The following is a 21,626-nucleotide window of genomic DNA, read 5'->3' as shown; positions in this document are numbered from 1 at the left end:
GGCCCAGCTCTATCGTAGGTGCCCACTTGAGCAGGCGCCTACCCATTCCGAGGTGCCATCGGCGAACAGCTGCCGCTTCCAGATGGGCACCCGGCCCTTGACCTCGTCGATGAGCTGGCGGCACGCGGCGAAGGCCTCGGCCCGGTGCGCCGCCGACGCGGCCGCGACGACCGCGATGTCCCCGATCGTCAGCAGCCCGGTGCGGTGCACCACGGCGACCGCCAGCACGCCGCGGCTCGCGGGGGCGCCGGTCGCCCCCGGAGCGGCGCCGTCCGCGACCTCGCGGGCGACGGCTGTCATCTCGCGCTCGGCGAGCGGGTGCGCGACATACTCCAGCTCGACGACGGGACGCCCGTCGTCGTGGTCACGGACGGTCCCGACGAACAGCGCGGTACCGCCCGCCCCGGGCAGCGAGACCGCGGCCAGGCACTCGTCCACCGACAGCGGGGAGTCCCGCAGCTCGGCGACGACGAGCGCACCGCCGTCCGCACCGACCGAGGAGGCGGCCAGGGAGATGTCCATACGGCGACGGTAGCCGTTGTGACCAAACCGAGGCTTTCTTGATCATGAGGTCTGGTGGCGGCCTGGCCCACGCCCGATGGGTCGCTGGTACGGGCGCTCGGCGCCCGAAACGGCCGACGCCGCACTACGGTGGATACATGTCCGCACAGCACGCAGCGAGGGTGTCGAGCCGATGAGTAGCCAGTTTCCGTTCGGCTTCACCCCAGGTGATGGGGGCGGGGACCCTGAGAAGGGGCCGCTCGGCCCGTTCGGCGGCGCGGCGCCGTTCTTCGCCGAGTTGGAGAAACTGCTGTCCTGGCAGGGTGGCCCGGTCAACTGGGAGCTTGCCCGGCAGGTGGCGGCCAGGACCGTCGGCTCCGACGACCCGGCGATCACCGCGGCGGACGAGGAGAACGTCGCCGGCGCGCTGCGCATCGCCGACATCTGGCTCGACCCGGTCACCTCCCTGCCGGCCGGCGGATCGACGGCCCGTGCCTGGTCCAGGCAGCAGTGGATCGAGGCGACGCTCCCGGTCTGGCGGACGCTGTGCGACCCGGTCGCCACGAAGGTGGTCGAGGCGATGCGCGCGGGCCTGTCCGGTGGCCTCGCCCAGCTCGGCGGCGCCGAGGGCCTGCCGCCGGAGGTCGCGGCGGCGCTGCCGCCCGGCCTCGACCTCGGCCAGCTGATGGCGGCCGGCGGCCCGGTCGTCGAGATGATGAACCGGGTTGGCGGAATGCTGTTCGGCGCCCAGGTCGGCCAGGCGATCGGGACCCTCGCCGGGGAGGTCGTGTCGTCGACCGAGATCGGGCTCCCGCTGGCGCCAGTCGGGACGGCCGCGCTGTTGCCGGCGAATGTCGCCGCCTTCGGCGAGGGCCTCGGCATCGAGGCCGAGGAGGTCCGGATCTACCTGGCGCTGCGAGAGGCCACGGCGACGCGGCTGTTCGCCCACGTCCCGTGGCTGCGCGCCCACCTGCTCGGCACCGTGGAGGAGTACGCCCGCGGCATCACCGTCGATCAGGAGGCGCTGGGCCAGGTCATGCGGATGGTCGACCCCACCATGATCACGGATCCGGAGAAGCTCTCCGAGGCGCTCGGCGAGGACGTGTTCGCCGACGCCACGACGCCGGAGCAGGAGGCGGCGCTCGGCCGCCTGGAGGTCGCGCTCGCCCTCGTCGAGGGCTGGGTCGACCACGTCACCGACATCGCGGCCAGCGAGCACCTGCCCGCCGCCGCCCGGCTGCGCGAGATGGTGCGTCGGCGGCGAGCCGAGGGCGGCCCTGCCGAGCAGACCTTCGCGACCCTGGTGGGCCTGTCCCTGCGGCCGCGGCGGCTGCGAGAGGCCGCGGCGCTGTGGGAGGCGCTGCGGGTGGCGCGCGGTTCCGACGGGCGCGACGCCGTCTGGGGCCATCCGGACCTGTTGCCGTCGGCGGACGACCTGGCCAACCCGGAGGGATTCGTCTCCGGCGCCACGGCGAGCCTGCTGGACCCGATCGCCGAGATCGAGAAGCTGCGGGACACGCCTCCCAACGAGGGTCCCGACGAGCCGGATCCCGACGCGTCGGCATAGCCGGCGGGTGACGCACCCCTGCTGAAGGAGCGCGCCGGGTGCGTCCCGGCGCGGACACCTCCGGGCCAACGGTTGCCAACCGGGATCAGCCGCCCGCCTACCCGGTCCCGGGTGCCGTGCGGCGATACCGGCCCGTCGACTAGGCCGACCTGACATCACCTCAGCGTCACCACCAGGAAGCCTTCGGTGGTTCGGTCGTTTCGCGGAGAGAAAGCGCGAGCGTCGGGCTTCGCCACAGACGTCCCGCTCCCGCACGCAACGTATCCGTGACGATCCGGAGCAGGGTCGCGCGGACCACCGCCGGCGTCTCCTCCCCGGCGAACGCCGGACCCTCGGCGGACGCGCCGGGCGGTCACCGCTGCCCGGACGGTGGTCTCGGGACCGTGCCGCCGAGCGGCCCACTGACCACGCCTGGTGTCCGGCTCGGGAGGATGGGTCCTGCCGCCGCGTGACCGCCAGGCCCAGAGGACAGACCGCACAGACCTCTGGGTGGACAGGAGATCCGGGCGGCGGGCGCGGGCCGGCCAGCTGAGGATCGGCCCCGCGCCCGAGACGGCCCGTGCCAGGGGCCGGGACGCGACCCTGCTCCCTTCGCGCCCCCCGGCTCGTCCTGGGCGGGCAGCCAGCCGACGCGAGCCCACCCGGGTTCGGCGAAGCCACGCGGCGAGCGCCGCCGTCGGCCGTCTCGAGCACCGTGTCCGAGCACCACTGGGCGTCCGCGCCCGGCGACGTGGCCGGGTGTCGGACCTGGGAAGGGAGATCCACGTGGCCGACAGCTACGAGGGTTACTGCGTCAAGTGCAAGGAGAAGCGCCACTACGAGGGTGAGGTGCGGATCAGCGAGTCGGGCCGGCGGATGGCCAGGGGGACCTGCCCGGTCTGTGGGTCGACGATCAACCGGATCCTCGGCAAGGCCTGACGCCCGGGCGGTGGACGCGGCGGAGGCGGGTCACCGCACACCGCCGACGACGCGCTGACGTGGCTGTCAAACCGCCACTGTCCACAGTCGTGCGCGCGCGGATACCGAGACGGCGAGCGCTGTGCGATCGTGCGCGCTGTCAGGGCCGGCGGTCCGGGGGACCGCGCCCACATCCCGCGACGTGCGTCCAGCGCCTCGCCGTCCGCCGGGCGGCGCCGGCCCGGGCGAGGAGGTGCGCCATGCGCCCGATGCTCAAGCCAGGCCTGCGCCGCCTGTGGCGGGACGGGTCCACCCTGCAGCTCGGGGTCGACCCGTCCCGCGCCCTCGTCCTGCCCGGGGTGACACCCGGGCACGTCGCCGCCCTCGATGCCCTGGACGGCTCTCGTGCCGGCACCCGGCCGGCCACCGGCGCCGACCAGGCCACCGCCGCGTTGCTCGGTCTGCTGGGCGAGGCCGGGCTGCTCGACGACGCCGCGCCGGACGGCGTCGAGCAACCGCCGCTGCCCGCTCTCGACCGCGATCGCCTGCGGCCGGATCTCGCCGCTCTCTCGCTGGCCGCCAACCATCCCGGCGGCGCGCACCGGGTGCTCGCCGGGCGGCGGGGCGCCCGGGTCCGCGTCCGGGGCGCCGGCCGGGTCGGCGCGCACATCGCCACGCTGCTCGTCGCCGCCGGCGTAGGGCGGGTGGTCGTCGACGATGCCGGACTGGCCGGCCCAGCCGACGTCTCCCCCGGCGGGTTGGGTCTCGACGCCATTGGCCGGCCCCGCGCACTGGCCGCGATGGCGGCGCTGGGCCGGGTGACCCGGCAGCCGGCCCCCGGCGCCCCAGGGGGCTCCGGAGACGCCGCCGCGCCGTTCCACCCGAACCTGGTCGTGCTGGCCCCGGTCGGGGTGCCCGTGCTACGCCCCGACGAGTCGCTGGAACTGGCGCGCGCCGGGGTGCCTCATCTGCTCACCGGCATCCGGGAGACCACCGGGGTGGTCGGGCCGCTTGTCGTGCCTGGGCGAACGTCGTGCCTGCACTGCCAGCACCTGCGGCGGTACGCGGCTGACGAGGCCTGGCCGCTGCTGGCCATGCAGCTCGCCCGGCGCGCCGAGAGCGGCCCGGACCCGTGTGATGTGACGCTCGCCGCACAGGTCAGCGCGCTCACGGCCGCCCAGGCGCTCGCCTTTCTCGACGCCGGGCCCACCGCAGCGACGCTGCCGGCCACGGCCGCGGGAACCTTGGAGATCGCGACCCCCGACTGGCGCGTCCGCCGGCGCAGCTGGCGGCCACACGCCGACTGCCCCTGCGGCGCAGCCGATGCCTCGACGCGGCCGGATTCCGGCTGACCGCGCCCCAGCCGCCCCACACCCGGTCGCCGAGACCTCGCGTCCGGTCTGGTGGCCGGCGGAATGGTACGTCGACGCACCGCCCCGCCGGCCGGTGATCTCCGAATTCGGGGTGCCTGCTGCGCGGGAGGTGGACGATGGGGGGGTGTCCGACATCCCCCGCCGGGCCGTCGTGCGGACGGCCCGGCTCGCCACTCTCCCCCTTGGCTACGCCGGCCGGGCGACGCTCGGCGTCGGCCGCCGTCTCGGCGGCCGACCCGCCGAGGCCGTCGCGACGGAACTCCAGCAGCGCACCGCCGAGCAGGTCTTCCGGGTCCTGGGCGAGCTCAAGGGCGGCGCGATGAAGCTGGGGCAGATGCTGTCGGTCTTCGAGGCCGCGCTGCCCGACGAGGTCGCCGGCCCCTACCGGGCGGCGCTGACCAAGCTGCAGGAAGCCGCCCCACCGCTGCCCGCCGCGACCATCCACAAGGTGCTCGCCGCCGAGCTGGGCCCGGACTGGCGGGAGCTGTTCGCCTCGTTCGACGACGTGCCCGCGGCGGCGGCCAGCATAGGGCAGGTACACCGGGCGGTCTGGTCGGACGGACGGCCCGTCGCGGTGAAGGTGCAGTACCCGGGCGCCGGTCCGGCGTTGCTGTCCGACCTGACCCAGCTCGGCCGCGCCGCGCGCCTGTTCGGCGCGCTCGCGCCGGGGCTGGACGTCAAACCACTGATCGAGGAGCTGCGGGCGCGGGTCGCCGAGGAGCTTGACTACCGGCTGGAGGCGAGCTGGCAGCGCGCGTTCGCCGAGGCCTACCAGGCAGACCCCGACATCGCCATCCCCTGGCCGCTCGCGGCCAGCGACCACGTGCTCGTCGCCGAGTGGCTCGACGGCCTCCCGCTCGCGGACGTCATCGCCAGCGGGGACCAGACCCAGCGAGACCGGGCGGGGCTGTTGCTGTGCCGGTTCCTCTACTCCTGCCCGGCGCGCTCCGGGCTGCTGCACGCCGACCCACACCCCGGCAACTTCCGGCTGCTGGCCGACGGCCGGCTCGGCGTGCTGGACTTCGGCGCGGTGGCGCGGCTGCCGGACGGGCTGCCCGAGGTGATGGGCCGGCTGACCCGGCTCGCGCTCGACGCCCGTCGCGCCACCGCCACCAGCGGCGCTGTCGCCGCCGCGGGCACGAAAGGCGCGGGCACGGGTGCGGCCGGCGTGGGCAAGGCCGCGGCCCTCGCGGAGGAGGACGCCGCCGAAGAGGTGATCGAAGGGCTGCGCCGGGAGGGGTTCATCCGGCCGAACGTCACGGTCGACGCCCAGGAGCTCCTGGAACATCTCGGCCCGCTGCTCGACGCGCTCGCCGAGGAGGAGTTCACGTTCTCCCGCCAGTGGCTGCGAGAACAGGCACTGCGGCTGGCGGACTGGCGCTCGCCGGCCGCCCAGGTCTCCCGCCAGCTCAATCTGCCGCCGTCCTACCTGCTGATCCACCGGGTCACGATGAGCGGGATTGGCCTGCTCTGCCAGCTCGGCGCCACGACGTCGCTCAGGGCGGAGATGGAGCGCTGGCAGCCCGGCTTCGCGCCACCCGGCTCGGCCGCCGCCCGGCACGCGACCAGGGCGAACCGTCCCGGCCGCCCGCTGCCGACGGTCGCCGTCACGCCCGGCGGTGGCGCCGGCGCCACCGTGAGGCCGATCGACCCGATCCTGTTCGACCCGCCGCCTCAGCGCCGGGCCCGCGCGCCCCGCGCACCTCGGACACCGCGCCAGCGCGGCACCGAGCCCGCGGCGGTCCAGCCGGACCAGCCGGAGCGCTAGGCGTCAGCGCGTGGTCTCGGTGTCACCGGGGCGGCGCTGCTCGGGCGGCAGCTCGCCACGGCCGAGGTCATCGCGCTCACCGAGGTAGAGAAAGCCATAGGCCTCGTCCCGAAAGGTGACACCGGCGGCGCGCAGTACCTCGTCCCAGTCGCCGGTGCAGGTGGTCCGCGCGCCCTCGCTGCCGTGGTCGGCGGTGAGCATGATCGCGACCCGATCGGTGAGGCCGCGGGCGTCCAGCAGGTCCAGGAAGACGCCGAGGCGGCGATCCGAGTCCAGGAGCGAGGCCCGCGCCTCGGCCGAGTACGGCCCCCCGCCGTGGTGGCCGGTGTCGGTCACGGTGGTGTTCCACCAGGTGAAGGCCGGCGGGTCCTCGCTTCCCCACAGGTCGAGCACCTGCTTGAGCCCGAGCGCGTCGACCCGGCTGGACCAGCCGTAGTCCCGGTCCGCGGTCGCCCACTCCTGGCTGGTGTGCGGGTCGTCGTCGCCGCGCGGCAGATGGTCGGCCATCCCGCCGGCGCCGTCGAGGCTCTCCAGCGCCCGGACCAGCTCGAAGGTCGAGTAGGTGGCGCCTCGGTCGATCGGCTCGTTGACGCACGCGGTCATCGCGTCCGGGCGGGCGGCGGCGATCGCCTCGAACACCGTGCGGACACCGGGCCGCAGGTGCTGGCAGGCGGTGTGCCAGACGCTCACCTCGTTGGTGACGACCTGCTCGCCGGTGGCCCGGTCGAAGTAGACGTTGTTCAGGATTCCATGCCGGCCAGGGCCGACGCCGGTGAGCGCCGACGTGTGGTTGGTCAGCGTCACGCTCGGGAACTCAGCCACCGCGCCACCGGTCAGGGCGCAGCCGCGCGCGAGCAGCCGGGCCACGTTCGGCAGCCGGCCCCGCGCCGCCAGCGCGAGCAGGTCGTTGCAGTTGGTGCCGTCCCAGAGCAGGCCGACGACGTGGCGCGGCAGCGCCGTCCCGGCGAGGTCGTCGGCAAGCAGGTCGGCCAGCGCCGCGCCCTCGACGTCCGGCATCGGGGCGCCCGCGAGCGCGGCCAGCGTCGGGCCGACGTCGACGACCCTGGCGTGCCACGCCAGCAGGCCGCGGGCGCGCACACCGGCGCCGGACAGCACCAGCGGAGCGCGCGACTGGCCGGCGTCGAGTGATCCGTGCTCGCCGAGGTGGCCGCCGCGCTCCGGCCAGTAGTGACCGGGGGTGTGCATGACGACGACGTCGGGCGAGCGGGTCGGGTCGGCGAAGACCGAGGCGAGCCGTGGCCCGGCGAGCGGGTACGAGTTGCGCTCGTTCGGCGGCGACGGGTCGGCGAGCGCCTCGGCGCACCCCACCGCGTGCAGCGGGTCCCGCGTCTCGACCGGGTTGCGGCCGCGCAGCACCTGCCACGGGCCGTCGGGCGCGGCGGCTGGCACCCGAGCCGCGCCGTGGGAGTTGGCGACGTGCAGCCAGCCGTCGTCGACCCAGGCGACCAGGTCGACGATGTGATCCAGCTCGGGGGACGTCAGTACGTCCGTGGCCAGGGCCCGCTGAGCGGACCGCGACGAGGTGAGAGAGCCGGACGGGTTCCGCCCGGCGCCGGTCTGGACGGGGTAGGTCCGCTCACTGCTTGGCACGATCGGAACACTACTGGCGCACACCGTACCGAGAGGCGACGCGCGCCTCACCCCCGAGGGGCGAATCACCGAACACCTGATGGCGCGGTCGGGGTACGAGATGGAGCTGGCCGCCTGGCTCGCCCCGTGCGGGCGGCCAGGCGGCCAGCGATGAAGGTACGGATGATGGGAAACCCGTCGGCTGTGTGATCGAAATTCATGATCGCACGGTCACGGGGTCTAGGCCGCGATCACCTTGCGGGGACGGCCGCGGGGGCGCTTGTACGGGACCACGACGCCGGTGACCACGAGCTCACCGCCCCACACGCCCCAGGGCTCGTGGCGGTCGAGCGCGGTCGCCAGGCAGGCCAGGCGGATAGGGCAGTCGCGGCAGATCGCCTTCGCGGACTCGACGTCCGCCGGCGACTCCGCGAAGAACAGGTCGGGGTCAGCGTCCCAGCAGGGAAGCGAAAGACGCTCCCGCTCGATCCGGGCAACGATCGAGGGGTCGAACACCGGTGTCACCTCCGACACGGGAATCTCTTCGGTGCGGTCAGAAGGGAAAAACACAAAGGCCGCGGGCCCCAGTGGGGTCCGCGGCCTCGGGTTCTGGCCTAGGTGCCGGCTACACCGGCGGTTCCGTCTGGGACGGACCCCTGCTGTCTGGGTGACGTCGCGTGGACGCCTGGGTCTTGGCCTGGAGCTTGTTCGTGTGGGCAATGGCGGCCGTCTGGAAGGCGGACTTGTCCCGTGCGGCCGCGGCGATGACGCTCGCGCCACGCCGTGCCGCCGGGGCGACGGTCGGCTTCGCGGCCGGAACGACGCCGTGACGGGCCTCATCCGCCAGCGCATATGCCATCGGCTCGGTGGCCGCCGACAGATCCGCCATGAGCGGGAGGGCCGACGCCGGGATATCCATCCCGCCCCGCCAGGCCGGTGCGTCCGTCACGCCGAGTCCACGCCAGAAACCGCCTGCCACGGCGGTTTCGAGCGATCCGCGCGCGGGACCTGACAGGACGCCGACCTCGCGCGGACGCGCGATGACCGCCCCGAGCTCGGCACAGCCGGCGCCGAAGACCGCGATACGAATGCCACTGAGCACCCCTATCGCCTCCCTTCGCGCGGCCGGTCCGCTCTCGCGGCCGACATCCGTCATCGGTTCCAAGACCCGGAGCTACGACGATCACTGGGACGGTGATCCGCGGGATGGTGACCCAGGGACCGTGGCCCAGCGCTCAGCGAGCACCAGCTCCGGTGTTCATGGGTAACGGTAGGGGGACCTCGGAACGGCGACAACTTATTTTTCAAGTCGGCCAGGCGACACCACGGGTAACACCCGTCGAGCCGAACCAATCGTCCGTTACGTCAAGCAATGACTCATGCCGGTACCGTCACCGACGAGGTGGGCGCGCGCCCGTGAGGCGCCGGCGATCCGCCGGCCGGCGTCCGGCGATCGGCATCCGGCCGTCGCGTCCGGCGTCCGGCGGTCGGCGGTCGGCGGTCGGCGGTCGGCGGTCGGCGGTCGGTCAGCGTGGCCCGGTTACCAGGGCGAGCACGTCGGCGCCGTAGCTGTCGAGCTTCACCTGGCCGATCCCCGGGATGGCGACCAGTTCGGCGACCGTGCCGGGCCGGCTCTCGGCGATCGCCTCCAGCGTCGCGTCGGTGAGGATGACGAAGGCCGGCCTGCCCAGCTCCCGCGCCTTCCCCGCCCGCCATTCCCGCAGCCGGTTGAGCAGGTCCCGGTCGACCTGGCGGGGACAGGTCGCGCACCGGCCGGTGCGTGCCGCTACCCCGGTGAGCGCCTGGCCGCACACCCGGCAGCGCACGGCGGCCCGCCCCTTTGGCCTGGCCGCCCCGTTAGCGGCGCCGCCTTCCCCGCCGCCCCCGCTCGGGCCCGCCCCCGCGGTCCGGCGGCCGGCGGCCGCAGGCCTGGCACCGGCCGGGCGCAGCCCGTCGAGAAACCGCGACCGCCGCCGGGGCCGCCCACCCGCGGTGCGCGCGAGCGCCCAGGACAGGGCCAGGTGCTCCCGCGCCCGGGTGACGCCGACATAGAGCAGCCGCCGTTCCTCCGCGATCTCCTCGTCGGTCTGCGCGTGCACGATCGGCACCATCCCGTCGGTCAGGCCGACGAGGAACACCGCGTCCCATTCCAGGCCCTTGGCCGCGTGCAACGAGGCCAGCGTCACCCCTTCGACGGTGGGGACGTGCTGGTGGGCCGTCCGGTCGGCGAGGTCCGCGACGAAACGCTCCAACCCGGCGTCGGGCTCGGCCACCACCAGGTCGACGGCCAGCCGGTGCAGGGCGGCGAGGTTCTCCCAGCGTTCCCGCTCGGCCCCGACGGTGGGCGCCGTCGCCCGCCAGCCGGCGCCCCGCAGCACGTCGGCGACCGTCTCCGCGAGCCCCGCCGGGCGGTCCGTCTCGGCGGAGCGCAACGCGGCGCGCAGCAGCCGCACCGCGTCCCGCACCTCCGGCCGTTCGAAGAACCGCTCGCCGCCCTTCACCAGGTACGGGATGCCGGCCGCGCCGATCGCCTCCTCGTAGGCCTCGGAAGCCGCGTTGATCCGGTAAAGCACGGCGATCTCGCTGGCCGGTACTCCGCCGGCGAGCAGCGTCCGGATCCGGGCCACCACCGCCCTGGCCTCGTCCGCCTCGTCCACGCATTCGACCAGCGCCGGCTCCGGGCCGTCCGGACGCATCGCGACGAGACCCGGTTGCCCTGCCGCCACCCCACCMACGGCGGAGACGGCGGCGCGGCCGGCGTCCCCACCGGGACKGGCACCCGCCGGGCTCGTCGGGCCCGCGGGACCTGGGGGGCCTGACGGGGCCGCGCCGAGCAGCGCGTTCGCGAGGCCGACCACCTGAGGGGTCGAGCGGTAGTCGCGGACGAGGTGGACGACGGTCGCGGCCGGGAAGCGGCGCGGGAACCCGACGAGGTAGCGCGGCGAGGCGCCGCTGAAGGAGTAGATGGTCTGGTGCGGGTCACCCACGACGCACAGGCTGTCCCGGTCCCCCAGCCAGGCGTCGAGCACCCGCTGCTGCAGCGGGTTGACGTCCTGGTACTCGTCCACGACGAAGTGGCGGTACCGCGACCGCAGCTCGGTGGCGACCCAGGAGTGCTCCTCGATGATCGCCGCGGTCAGCAGCAACAGGTCGTCGAAGTCCACCACACCGGCCGCGCGCTTGGCCTGTTCGTAGTCCGCGTACAACCGGCTGACCGCGTCCGCCGGCCAGACGGTCTCGCGCCCCGCCGCCTCGGCCGTGCGCGGGTAGTCCTCGGGCGTCACCATCGTGGCCTTCGCCCACTCGATCTCGGAGGCGAGGTCGCGCAGCTCCCCCCGGTCGGGGCGCCGGGACGACCGGGCGGCGGCCTTGGCGATCAGGGGGATGCGGCTCTGGACGAGGGCGGGCAGCGCCGCGCCGGCGACCTTGGGCCAGAAGTACCCGAGCTGGCGCAGCGCCGCCGCGTGGAACGTCCGGGCCTGCACCCCCTCCACCTCCATCCCCCGCAGCCGGGAGCGCAGCTCGCCGGCGGCCCGGTTGGTGAAGGTCACCGCGAGCACCTGCCCGCCGGGCACTCCCTGCCGGGTGAGGTGGGCGATCCGGTGGGTGATCGTCCTGGTCTTGCCCGTTCCCGCACCGGCAAGGATGCAGACCGGTCCGATCGGCGCGAGCACCGCGGCGCGTTGTTCCGGGTCGAGCCGCCATTCCTCGGACCCGTCGACGCGGCCGTCGAGTGAGCCGTCGGCGGGCGCCCCGTCGGCGGCCGGGGGCGGCTGGTCGGCATCAGCCGACCCGGCCGACCCGGCCGGGCGGTACGTACGGGACGTGCGCGAGACGGCRGCCAGCTCACCGGACATGACCTGAAACGTAGTCACCGGCGGCGGTGGGAAGCGGCGGGGYCGTCGGCGGGTTGTGGATGGCTGGCACCCGGTCGCGGGTGGTCGCGGCGTGGGAATGCATCCCCGTCTGACCGGGTATGTCGGTTGTTGGCTCGTGACGGCAGGGCTACAGGCAGGCCGCGCTTTGCTCGGCCGAGGCGAGAGGATGATCAGTGCTCACGATGTACAGCACCAGCTGGTGTGGCTACTGCAAGCGGCTGAAGCGCCAGATGGATGATGCAGGCATCCGGTATGAGGTCGTCGACATCGAGTCCGACCCCACTGCCGAGCAACTGGTCCGCGATGCGAACAACGGCAACGCGACCGTGCCCACGGTCGTCTTCCCGGATGGGACTGTGATGACGAATCCGTCCCTCCGTCAGGTCACCGAGAAGGTCACTTCTGCCGCATAACGGATACGCAGAGCAACGAGAAAATCGGTGCTCGACGCCCTCCGGACGCATACACGGCCGGCTCATGGGACGGTGTCCGTCACTGCCCGTGAAGTTTGTGGGAGAGTTCGGCCTGTGTCGTCACCACCCTCAGGACAGGCGCGCAGCACCGTGGACGCTGCCGCGCGGGCCGCGCAAGCCCTCCACCACATGGAGGCGACCGGGTTCGTGGAAATTTCCACGACAACGGCCACCTACCTAGAGGTGGTTGGGACGCTGCCTGGTCTGGAACCGGGAACGCAGTACCCGCGGTCGGCGAGTCTGGTCGCCCGCGTGCTTGACGGTGCCCCAGCCATTGGCACCAATGTGGGGATGGAACCGAGCCTGGCGGACACGGTCGAACACGAACGCCTCGGAGTGGGYAGTCACGTCGTCGTGCCGGTCCTTACCCGGACGGGTGAGCTCGCCGGGTTGCTGGTCGGTCTAGACCGTGGCGCGGTCGAAGTTGTGCCCACGGCGCTGCCATTGCTCCGCGGCATAGCCGACGGTCTGGGTGCCGCGTGGCCAACTGGCGATGCCCCGCCCGCGGCGGCCCCCCTTTCGGCGGCATCGCCGGCGGCGGCGCCCTCACCGGCGGCGCCGAGCCCGGCCGGTGGCCCATCCACGAGCGCCGTCCCCAACCCCGCCGTACTCGGAGCGCCGCGACCGGGGTCTGGTCAGCGACCCGCGCCGTCGGCGGAGCCCACGACCCCGGCGGGGTCGCCGGTCTCCGGCGCGGGGCACGACGGGCCAGGCCAAGCCCTGCCCGGCGCAGGTGTCGCCGGAACGGGCAAGGCGCCCCGGCCCGGACCCCCACCCCGGCCGGGACCCCGGCCCGCGCCGCCTCCCCGGCCGGTCGCCCCACGCCCCGCGCAGCCGTCGACGGCGCCGCCCGGCGCGGCACCGGCCACGGACGGCGAGCTACGGCTGCGCCGGACCAGCGCCGGCTGGGTGGTCGAGGGCCCCGGCACGGACGTCCGGCCGGTGGGTGACCTGATCTCCGCGATGGTGCTGGCCGATCTGCTGGCCGAAGACCTGAACCCGCCCGGCCGGCCGCGCCGCGCCGACCGGGAGCTCGGCGAGGTCGAGAAGCTGCGGCTGTCGGTGGTCCAGCTGGAGCACGCGCTCGCCTCCAGGGTGATCGTGGAGCAGGCCATCGGCGTGCTGGCCGAGCGCCACCACATCAAGCCGCGGGACGCGTTCGAGCGGCTGCGGCGCACCGCGCGAGGCATGGGCAGGCGGGTGCACGACCTGGCCCGCCAGGTCGTCGACTCGGTCAGCGACCCGCGGATCGCGCTGCCGGGAGAGCTCGGCGGCCGGCCGGGACCGGGGCCCGCGGCCGGGCCGGGTCCCGGCCCGGGCTCAGCGCCCCGGCCCGCCCCACCGCGTGCCACCCCGACTCGCCACTGACGCGAAGGACGAAGCGGACCGCCGGAATCGGTGAGACCGATTCCGGCGGCCAGCGGCCAGGGGACGGTTCCAAGGTTGGTCGCTGGCCCGGGTGGCGCCGCACCCCGGCCCGCGCAGGACTGGCTAGGAGCTCCGCTGGGAGGACGAGTCGGCCACGGCCGTCACAGACCCGAGCGCCGCGACCGCGCCCGTGATCTTCTCGGCGTCCCCGACGAGCACCGTGATGAGCCTGGTCGGCGCGAGCAGGCCGGCGGACACGGCGAGCACCTCCTCGGCGGTCACTCTGGTCAGCGCCGCCGGATGGTCACGCAGGTACTCGACCCCCATGCCCGCGCCCGCGAGCCCCGACAGCGTCGAGGCCAGGCCGGCGGCCGTCGCGCTGCCGAGCGCCATCGTCCCGACCGAGTACTGCCGGGCCGCCTCCAGCTCGTCGGATGACGGCGCGAGCACCGCCATMCGGCCGAGCTCGTAGAAGATCTCCAGGAGCGCCGGGCCGGTGACGTCGGTCGCGACGTCGGCGGCGACCGTGAACCGGGAGCCGGCCAGGTAGTGGTCCACGCCGCTGCGCGGCGAGTAGGTGTAGCCCTTGTCCTCGCGGATGTTGTCGACCAGGCGGGAGCTGAAGTAGCCGCCAAAGATCGTGTTGGCGAGCCGCTGAGCCGGGTAGCCGGGCTCGTGCCGGTCGAGGGCACCGCCGCCGAGGCGGATGTTCGTCTGCACCGCGCCCGGCCGGTTCACGATCAGGATCGGACCGGTCGCCAGCGCCGGGAGTGCCGGCACGGCCTCGGGCTCGCCACCGGACCAGCCGCCCAGCGCCGCCTCGACGGCGTCGTGCGCCGCCGCCGGGTCGACGTCGCCGACCAGGGTCAGGATCGCGCCGCGCGGCGAGATCCTGGCCGTGTGCAGATCACGGACCGCTCCGACGCCCACCCGGGCGAGCACGGCCGGCTCGACCACCGCGCTGCCGTACGGGTGCCCGGGGAACAGCCGGCGCAGCAGCGCCTCCCGGGCGATCACGGCCGGCTGGCTGAGCGCCATCGTGGCGTCCTCGACCACCCGGTCGCGCTCGCCGCTGAACTCGTCGTCCGGGTAGCTCGCCTCCGTCAGCACCTCGGCGAGGATGCCCAGCAGCGGGTCGAGATTGGTGGCCAGCGCCGAGCCGACGACCGCGAGCCGGTCGGCGTCGACGCCGGTGGAGAGGGATCCACCGAGGGCCTGCACGGCGGTGGCGATCTCGACCCGGTCCCGCTTCGCCGTACCGGTGAACAGCGTCTCGGCCAGCAGCTCGGCCCGCGCGGCGTGGTCCGCGCCGAGCCCGGTGAACGGGATCCGCAGCCGCAGCTCCACCAGCGGGACGCTGGTGCGCGCGACCACCAGCACACGCAGCCCGTTCGGCAGCGTCCGCTCCACCACGGTCGGGAGCTCCGCCGRCACCGTCGGGCGGACGGCCGGGATGACCCCGGCCCGTTCGGTCGTCGTCGTCAAAGCCCCCGCCGTCCCGTCGCTAGTTGTCCTTGACCAGTCCCCGGGCGCTCGCTCGTCGTCACGACGCCGCCCCGGCCTTCAGCTCCAGCACGGAGCGTCCCTGCGCCCGCAGCGCTGCCGCGGCCGCCGCGACGGCGTCACCGGTCACCTCGGACAGCAGTGCCGGCAGCTCGTTGAGCATCTCCGGACGGCCCCGGTGCAGCTCGAAGGCGCCGAACGCGAGCGCCCGACCCAGCGCGTCGTCCGCCTCGCGCAACAGCCCCGAAGCGACGCGGGCCCGCACCCGTTCCAGCTCGCCGTCGGCGAGGCCGTCGGTCGCGAGCCGGTCGAGCTCCTCGTCGATCGCGGTGAGGATCCCGGCGGCCGGCGACTCGGCCGGGTGACGGGCCTCCACGGTCAGCAGCAGCGGGTCGCGCTGGTCGAACGGGTCACCGAAGGTGCCGACGTAGCTGCTCACGCCGATCACCGAGCGGTCGGTCTGCACCAGTCGCCGCTCGAGGCGGCTCGCGTCGCCGGACGTGAGCACGTCGGTCAGCAGGAAGTTGGCGAGGAACGCGGACAGGTCGGTGTCCGGGTCCGGCACCCGGTACCCGATCGCGAGCGCCGGCCGGGGCGCGAGCTTGTCGACGAGCTCACCCCGCCGCTCCTCGGACCGGATCGGCTCGGCGAAGCTGCGCCGATCCGGCACCGCGCGGGCGGCGATGTCGGCGAAGTACCGCTCCACGAGCTTCAACACGTCGTCGGGGGCGAAGTCACCCGCGATCGTCAGGACGGCGTTGCCCGGGGCGTAGAACTTCTCGAAGAAGTCCTCCGCGTCGTCGAGGCTCGCCGCCTCGAGTTCACTGAAGTCGCCATAGCCGTTGTGTGCGTTCGGGAACGTGTCGAACGCGACCGGTGGCAGGGTGATCCAGGGGAAGCCGCCATATGGGCGATTCATCACATTTACGCGGATTTCTTCCTGGACAACGGCGATCTGGTTGTCCAGGTTCTCGCGGGTGATTTTCGGGGCCCGCATCCGGTCGGCCTCGAGGAAGAGCGCGAGCTCGAGCGCACCGGACGGAAGTAGCTCGTAGTAGTCCGTGTGGTCCGGATGCGTCGAACCGTTGAAGATTCCACCGGCGGCCTGCACGTACTTCGGGTGTTCGGCCTTCCCGACGTTCTCACTGCCCTGGAACATCATGTGCTCGAACAGGTGCGCGAACCCGGTACGGCCCTCCGGCTCGGACCGGAAGCCGACGTCGTAGTGCACGGCGACGGCCACGACCGGCGCCGTCGTGTCGGGGGCAAGTACGACCCGCAGTCCGTTGTCGAGCCGGGTCTTCTCCAGTGGATAGGCGGGCGAGGGAAGCGACGAGGTCATCGTTGCGGACGCCGTCGGGCCGGTGCCGGTACGTGAGGACACATCTGGTCACGCTACTGCCCAGGACGGTTCACCGGCAGCGGTAGCGCCAACCGGCGGGCCTGGGGCGCCCACGCGCTTTGGCGGACGGAACACAGCGCCGATGACGCGGTTCGTCCGCCAAAGCCAGGTGAAGGTCAGTGGGCTGGGGCCCGGGTGGTCGGGGTGGCCGAGGCCGTCGAGGCCGTCGCGATGGCCGGGTCGGCGATCGGGCTCGCGCCAAGGGCGAGGGCCGGGAGACCGCCGCGCAGGATGGTGACGGCGCAGACGGCGAACCCGACGAGCAGGAGCGCGTTCGCGACGGTGCCGACGACGCCGCTACCGCCGCCGGCGAAGTTGACCGGCTCGTAGGCGACGAACAGCGCCGCCGCCCAGCGGGGCACGGCCCGCGACCGCCACAGCGCGATGCCGAGGCACACCATCGAGACCAGGCCACCGATGAGGCTGAACAGGACGAACGCCTGGAACTGCGCCGAGCCGCTCAGCTGGTGCATCAGCGCGGCGCCGGCCGCGTGGTCGGTCTCCGCCGCCGCCGCGCGCACGTTGTCGGCGCTGACCAGGCCGACCCAGGCGCTGCCTGAGATGATCCCGAGCCAGCCGGCGACACCGGCGAGCCGGCGGGCCCGGGGGAACGCCAGCAGCGCGGTCACGGCGGTGGCCGCGCCGAGCAGCAGGATCAGGATCTCCGCGGCAAGTCCCGCGTCGACCCGGCCAGCATGCGCGGCGAACCTGTCGATCGAGGCGACGTCATCGCCGTCCCCGCTCGCGGGAAGAACGGTGGTCGCCAGGACGGCGCCCAACCCGGTGAGGAGCAGACAGGCCGCGGCGAGCAGCCGGCCAACCGGCGAGGTGGGCGGTACGGCGGGCGTTGCGGAGGTGGGCATGGCAACTGTTCCTTCCAGGGCGTCCAGGACTGATCGCAGCCCAGGACTGGATCACTTCGAGCGCGGGATGTGGTCACGGCGTCGAGCGACGCCGGTCCGCGATGAGGAATCGGAATGGTCCGGTCTCCGGCCGTGCGCCGCCCGGGCGCACGGCCGGACCGGCCGGCACCCGTGGTGCCGACGGGGCAGCGGGGTCAGCTGACCTCGAAACCGCTCGCGAGGATGGTGGCGAACTCCGGAGGCGGCCCGACGGGAGTGGCGACGATGTAGCGGCCGGGGCTGAGCGTGGCCAGGCCGTAGGCCGGGTCGGAGCCGGTGGGCTGGGCCACCGCGACGACGTCGGCGATGTCCTCGAGACTGGCCTTGCCGGCCCGCACGTCGGCCGCGGTCGCGGTCTGGCCGTCGCGGACCTTGCCGAGCAGCAGGATGAAGCCGGCCTTCGCCGGATCGGTGCCGGTGTTGGCGAACTTCATCGCCACCGGGCCGGCGGGCAGTGTCGCCGGCACGCCGGCGAGGGCGGTGCCGTCGCTGTTGGTCACGTCGAGGGTGGTGTAGCCGCAGGAGTCGTGCGCCCAACCGTTGACGGCGGTAAGCGCGGCGCTGAGCGAGGCGTCCTCGGTGGAGACCGGCTTCCCCTCCTTCGCGCCCTGCACAACCGTGGCCAGCACGTCGACCTTGCTCGTCAGGTCTGCCGGGACACCGGCGCGCAATGCGGTGACCTGGGTCTGCAGCGGCGTCGCCCAGGCGGCCAGCTCGGCCGCGGACGCCGGCGGGCCGTCCGGATCGATCCCGGGGATGTTCACCCAGTCGCTGGCCAGCACGGCGGCGCAGGCCGCCTGGGTGTCGTTGGCCGTGGCCGCCGCGGGCGTACCCGCGGCGGCGGGCGACTCGGCAGAGTCGGACGAGTCGGAGCAGGCGGCGAGCAGGACGGCCGCGCCGAGGCCGAGAGCGCCAGCGGTGACGGTCCAGCTGTGTCGACTGAAGAGCCCGCGGCCGCGCGAGGCTCCGCTGTTGTCGCGCGGCCGCGGGCGACGGCGGGCCTGGCCGCCGATGCTGTGGGTCTTCATCGTTGTCTCCTGATCGGATCCTGGCCGGACCGGTCCGGCTGACCGGTCGCTGTGGCAGGGCGATCATTCGGGCGCCTCGTTCCCGCCGGCACGTGTACGCCGTCCCGCCGGCGCCGGGAGGATTTCCCGGCCCGGACGGGAACGCCTGTGCCCCACACTGGTGCGACCTGGTGCGATCACATGGACCGACCCGCGCCCGGGAAGCCCGAGCACAGGGAGCAGGCGTGGATGTGACCTCTCAGGACCAGCCGCGGCCGACCGACCCGCGGTCACGGTGGCGATGGCTTGCGCATGCCCTCGCCCTGACCATCCTGGCGCTGGTCGCCGTCGGCGTGGTACTCGTCCTCGCCACCCCGAGTGGGGTCATCGCTCCGGGTGGGGACTCGGCGCGCAGGTCCGGCTGGACCCAGATCACACTCGCGGTTCCCTTCCTGGTCGCCGGCTGGCTGCTGGCCTCGCGCCGGCCGGAGGTGCCGTTCGGCTGGTTGGCACTCGCCGCAGCGTTCGCCCACGCCGGGGGGGCGGCCGGCGGAGGCTGGCTGATGGTCGCCGTGTACGGCGGGCACGACCTGCCGGGCGCGCTGCCCGTGTCGATCATCACCCCCGCAGCCATGGCGACCGAGCCGGTCGTGATGGCGACTACCTGGGCGACCTTTCCCTACGGCCGGTTCCCGCGCGGGCGGATCGGCTGGCTCGCCGCCATCAGCATCGGGCTGTGCGCCGTGGGCTGGCTGCTCGGGCCGCTGTGGACCGGCAAGCTCGTCGACCCGCCGCCCAGGTACGCGAACCTCACCAACCCGATCGGCGTTCCCTTCCCCGAATGGCTGCCGGTGCTCCTGTTCGCGTCGGGACTGCTGCTCGGGTCGGTCGTCATGGTGGTGCGCTGGCTGCGGGCCGAGGGCGAGCTACGCCAGGTGCTGCGCTGGCTGGCCGTGGTCAATGTCATCGCCATCGTGGGGACGCCGTTCGTCGTGGCGTTGCCGGCGGGCGAGATGATCGCCGACGTCGGCACCGTCGTCGAACTGGTCGTCATCGTCGCCGTGGTGCTCGCGAACCGGGTGTACGGCATCGAGATCGTGCTCAACCGCGCGCTCGTCTACGTCCTGCTCACCGCGTTCGTCGCCGCGGTGTACGCGGCCGGCGCCGCCGTGCTCGCCGCGTTCGGGCAGGCGGTCGGCGGCCCCTGGTCGGTGGCGGCTGCCCTCGGTGCCGCGTTCAGCCTGGCTCCGGCCCACTCGCGGGTGCAGCGGATCGTCAACCGCTTCCTCTACGGCGAGCGCGACGAGCCCTACACGGTGGCGACCCGGGTAGCGGCCCGGCTGGAGGCCGCCGGCAGCGTCGAGGCGCTGTTGCCAAGCCTGGTGGAAGCGCTCGCCGGAACCCTGCGCCTGCCGCGCGCGACCGTGGAGCTGCGCGGCGACGACGGATCGGTCCGGGCCATCACCTATGCGGACACCGGAGACGCGGGGCGCGAGGCCGACCGTTCCGGGCGTGAGGCCGCCGCTCGTTTCCCGCTCGTGCACCAGGGCGAGGACATCGGCGCGCTCGTCGTGGGGCTGCGATCCGGGCAGAACGCGCTCGGCTCGCGCGAAACCAGGCTGCTCGCCGACATCGCCCGCCAGGTCGCGGTGGCCGCCAGCAACGTCCGGCTCACCGAGGCGCTGACGCGCTCCCGGGAACGGATCGTCAGCGCCGCCGAGGAGGAACGCCGCCGGCTGCGCCGCGACCTGCACGACGGCCTCGGGCCGGTCCTCACCGCCGCGGCGAGCAAGGTGGACGCGGCCCGCAACCTGGCCGGCCGGGACCTGCCCCGGGCTACGAACCTGCTCGCCGACGTGCGCCGCGACCTCACGTCGGCGCTCGGCGACCTGCGCCGGCTCGTCTACGCGCTGCGCCCGCCCGCCCTGGACGAGCTCGGCCTGCTGGCGGCGCTGCGTGAGACGCTGCGCGGCACCGCGGTGCCGGTGACGCTGGCGGCTCCGGACACGCTGCCGCCGCTGCCCGCCGCCGTCGAGGTCGCCGCGTACCGGATCGTGACCGAGGCCGTGACCAACGTCGCCAGGCACGCGGGCGCCACCCGGTGCGAGGTGACGATCGGCTGCGCCGAGACGCTGACCATCGAGATCCGCGACAACGGCCGGGCGAGCGACGCCGCTGGAACCGTGACCGCCTGGTCGCCGGGGGTGGGACTGACCTCGATGCGGGAACGGGCCACGGCGCTCGGCGGCGCCTGGAACGCCGGGCCGACCGCCGCTGGCGGCCGCGTCCTGGTCGAGCTTCCCCTCTCCCTGGCCGGCAGCGCCGTGCCACGGCCCGCGGGCAGCACGGAGGTCATGGACACTTCAGCCGCCACGGACGACGCAAAGGTCACGGGCGTCGTCGGCGTCGTCGGCGCGACGAGCGTCCAGCTGGCCGGGAGCGCGGGATGACGGAGACGAACGAGGGCGCTAGCCCCCCGGAAGCGGCGGTGCCTGGCGGCGGGGCCGAGGGCTCGGCGGCGGACATCCGCGTGGCGATCGTGGACGATCACCGAATCGTGCTCGACGGGCTGGTGGTGCTCCTCGACTCGATGGACGGCCTCACCGTCGTGGGCGAGGCGACCTCGGGCGAGGAGGCCGTCGGGCTGGTCGGGCGGCTGCGCCCGGACGTCGTCCTCATGGACATCGAGATGCCGGGGATCGGCGGGGTCGAGGCGACCAGGCGGATCGCGGCCGCGCATCCGTCGGTGGCGGTGGTGATGCTGACCATGTACGGCGAGGACGAGTTCGTCTTCGCCGCGCTGCGCGCCGGTGCCCGCGGCTACCTGCTCAAGGGCGCCCAGCAGGAGGACGTCGTGCGCACCGTCCGCGCCGCGGCGCGTGGCGACGCGGTGTTCGGGCCGGACGTCGCGCAACGGGTGCTACGCACCTTCGCCGAACCGCGGCCAGCCGCCAAGCCCTTCCCCGAGCTCACCGACCGGGAGCGGGAGATCCTCGCCCTACTCGCGAACGGCTGGCCCAACGGCCGAATTGGACGCCATCTTGGCCTCACCGCGAAAACCGTTGCGAACAACGTTTCAAATATCCTCGTAAAGCTCCACGCCACAGATCGCGCCGCAGCAATTCTCGCCGCCCGCCGAGCCGGTTTTGGCGATCCATGAACTAAATCCCGGTGCACTGTCCAGCTCTTTGACATCGCCGCCGGCCGCCCTATAGTGGCGACATGTCCAGAGACGGAGATACTGTCGGGATCCCTGACAGGAACACTCGGCTGCGCCCCGCGCGGCGGCGGCAGCAGGCGTCACGCGCGCACGATGGGGTGACCACGAGCTCAACCGGGCGGCAAAACCAGTTGCCGCCTGGTACTACCGTGGATACAGGGGACAGGTACGGCCGAG

17 protein-coding genes are annotated in these 21,626 nt (G+C 73.9%); 8 read left to right on the top strand and 9 right to left on the bottom strand.

Annotated features, from left to right (window positions below; all coding sequences use genetic code 11):
- Positions 1-9: 9 nt before the first annotated feature.
- Positions 10-522: a molybdenum cofactor biosynthesis protein MoaE gene (locus BCD49_RS14000; RefSeq protein WP_007515990.1), complete on the bottom strand. Its 513-nt coding sequence runs from the start codon at positions 520-522 to the stop codon at positions 10-12.
- 172 nt (positions 523-694) lie between these two features.
- On the opposite strand from BCD49_RS14000, the gene BCD49_RS13995 reads away from it, so the two are divergent.
- From BCD49_RS13995 to BCD49_RS13985, 4 genes are all read left to right on the top strand, one after another.
- Positions 695-2,068 carry a zinc-dependent metalloprotease gene (locus BCD49_RS13995; RefSeq protein WP_007515991.1) on the top strand — a complete coding sequence of 458 codons (1,374 nt, stop codon included), beginning with the start codon at positions 695-697 and terminating at the stop codon, positions 2,066-2,068.
- A 765-nt stretch (positions 2,069-2,833) separates the two neighbouring features.
- Complete coding sequence (locus tag BCD49_RS43520; protein WP_007515992.1) at positions 2,834-2,986, top strand: DUF5679 domain-containing protein; 153 nt, start codon at positions 2,834-2,836, stop codon at positions 2,984-2,986.
- Positions 2,987-3,225: 239 nt separating this feature from the next.
- Complete coding sequence (locus BCD49_RS13990; RefSeq protein WP_007515993.1) at positions 3,226-4,317, top strand: hypothetical protein; 1,092 nt, start codon at positions 3,226-3,228, stop codon at positions 4,315-4,317.
- 145 nt (positions 4,318-4,462) lie between these two features.
- The gene (locus BCD49_RS13985; protein WP_007515994.1) at positions 4,463-6,106 is read left to right on the top strand and encodes an ABC1 kinase family protein; all 1,644 of its coding nucleotides are present in this window, start codon (positions 4,463-4,465) and stop codon (positions 6,104-6,106) included.
- A gap of 3 nt (positions 6,107-6,109) precedes the next feature.
- Here BCD49_RS13985 and BCD49_RS13980 read toward each other — a convergent pair whose 3' ends face one another.
- From BCD49_RS13980 to BCD49_RS13965, 4 genes are all read right to left on the bottom strand, one after another.
- Positions 6,110-7,717, bottom strand: a complete 1,608-nt coding sequence (locus tag BCD49_RS13980) for an alkaline phosphatase family protein (protein ID WP_106410428.1) — start codon at positions 7,715-7,717, stop codon at positions 6,110-6,112.
- A 219-nt stretch (positions 7,718-7,936) separates the two neighbouring features.
- Positions 7,937-8,230 (bottom strand): WhiB family transcriptional regulator, encoded by a 294-nt coding sequence (locus BCD49_RS13975; RefSeq protein ID WP_035924614.1) that lies wholly within the window; start codon positions 8,228-8,230, stop codon positions 7,937-7,939.
- 91 nt (positions 8,231-8,321) lie between these two features.
- Complete coding sequence (locus BCD49_RS43130; RefSeq protein WP_131803457.1) at positions 8,322-8,645, bottom strand: hypothetical protein; 324 nt, start codon at positions 8,643-8,645, stop codon at positions 8,322-8,324.
- A 577-nt stretch (positions 8,646-9,222) separates the two neighbouring features.
- Complete coding sequence (locus tag BCD49_RS13965) at positions 9,223-11,553, bottom strand: ATP-dependent DNA helicase UvrD2 (protein ID WP_083401444.1); 2,331 nt, start codon at positions 11,551-11,553, stop codon at positions 9,223-9,225.
- 194 nt (positions 11,554-11,747) lie between these two features.
- Here BCD49_RS13965 and BCD49_RS13960 point away from each other — a divergent pair, with 194 nt between their 5' ends.
- Positions 11,748-11,987 (top strand): mycoredoxin, encoded by a 240-nt coding sequence (locus BCD49_RS13960; protein ID WP_007515999.1) that lies wholly within the window; start codon positions 11,748-11,750, stop codon positions 11,985-11,987.
- Positions 11,988-12,989: 1,002 nt separating this feature from the next.
- The gene (locus BCD49_RS46140) at positions 12,990-13,415 is read left to right on the top strand and encodes an ANTAR domain-containing protein (protein WP_335341691.1); all 426 of its coding nucleotides are present in this window, start codon (positions 12,990-12,992) and stop codon (positions 13,413-13,415) included.
- 123 nt (positions 13,416-13,538) lie between these two features.
- Here the strand turns inward: BCD49_RS46140 and BCD49_RS13950 are convergent, their stop codons facing one another.
- The 4 genes from BCD49_RS13950 to BCD49_RS13935 all read right to left on the bottom strand — a co-directional run bounded on the left by BCD49_RS13950 (position 13,539) and on the right by BCD49_RS13935 (position 18,250).
- Positions 13,539-14,900, bottom strand: a complete 1,362-nt coding sequence (locus tag BCD49_RS13950; protein ID WP_071041554.1) for a M16 family metallopeptidase — start codon at positions 14,898-14,900, stop codon at positions 13,539-13,541.
- A 58-nt stretch (positions 14,901-14,958) separates the two neighbouring features.
- Complete coding sequence (locus tag BCD49_RS13945; RefSeq protein WP_007516003.1) at positions 14,959-16,260, bottom strand: M16 family metallopeptidase; 1,302 nt, start codon at positions 16,258-16,260, stop codon at positions 14,959-14,961.
- Between the two features lie 176 nt (positions 16,261-16,436).
- The gene (locus BCD49_RS13940) at positions 16,437-17,183 is read right to left on the bottom strand and encodes a DUF4386 family protein (protein WP_007516004.1); all 747 of its coding nucleotides are present in this window, start codon (positions 17,181-17,183) and stop codon (positions 16,437-16,439) included.
- 194 nt (positions 17,184-17,377) lie between these two features.
- Positions 17,378-18,250, bottom strand: coding sequence for a hypothetical protein (locus tag BCD49_RS13935; RefSeq protein WP_007516005.1), 873 nt, complete (start codon positions 18,248-18,250; stop codon positions 17,378-17,380).
- Positions 18,251-18,474: 224 nt separating this feature from the next.
- Between BCD49_RS13935 and BCD49_RS13930 the strand changes: the two genes are divergently transcribed.
- Both BCD49_RS13930 and BCD49_RS13925 read left to right on the top strand, forming a co-directional pair.
- Entirely contained in the window at positions 18,475-20,679 is a 2,205-nt protein-coding gene (locus BCD49_RS13930; protein ID WP_007516006.1) for a sensor histidine kinase, read from the top strand.
- Entirely contained in the window at positions 20,676-21,389 is a 714-nt protein-coding gene (locus BCD49_RS13925; protein ID WP_007516007.1) for a response regulator, read from the top strand. The genes BCD49_RS13930 and BCD49_RS13925 overlap by 4 nt, the downstream gene beginning before the upstream one ends.
- The last annotated feature ends 237 nt before the right edge of the window (positions 21,390-21,626 follow it).

The sequence above is a fragment of the Pseudofrankia sp. EUN1h genome, from assembly GCF_001854645.1.
In the GTDB taxonomy this organism is placed as follows: Bacteria; Actinomycetota; Actinomycetes; order Frankiales; family Frankiaceae; genus Pseudofrankia; species Pseudofrankia saprophytica.
The sequence above is the reverse complement of the archived record's forward strand: the minus strand, read 5'-3'. Positions and strand labels throughout refer to the sequence as shown.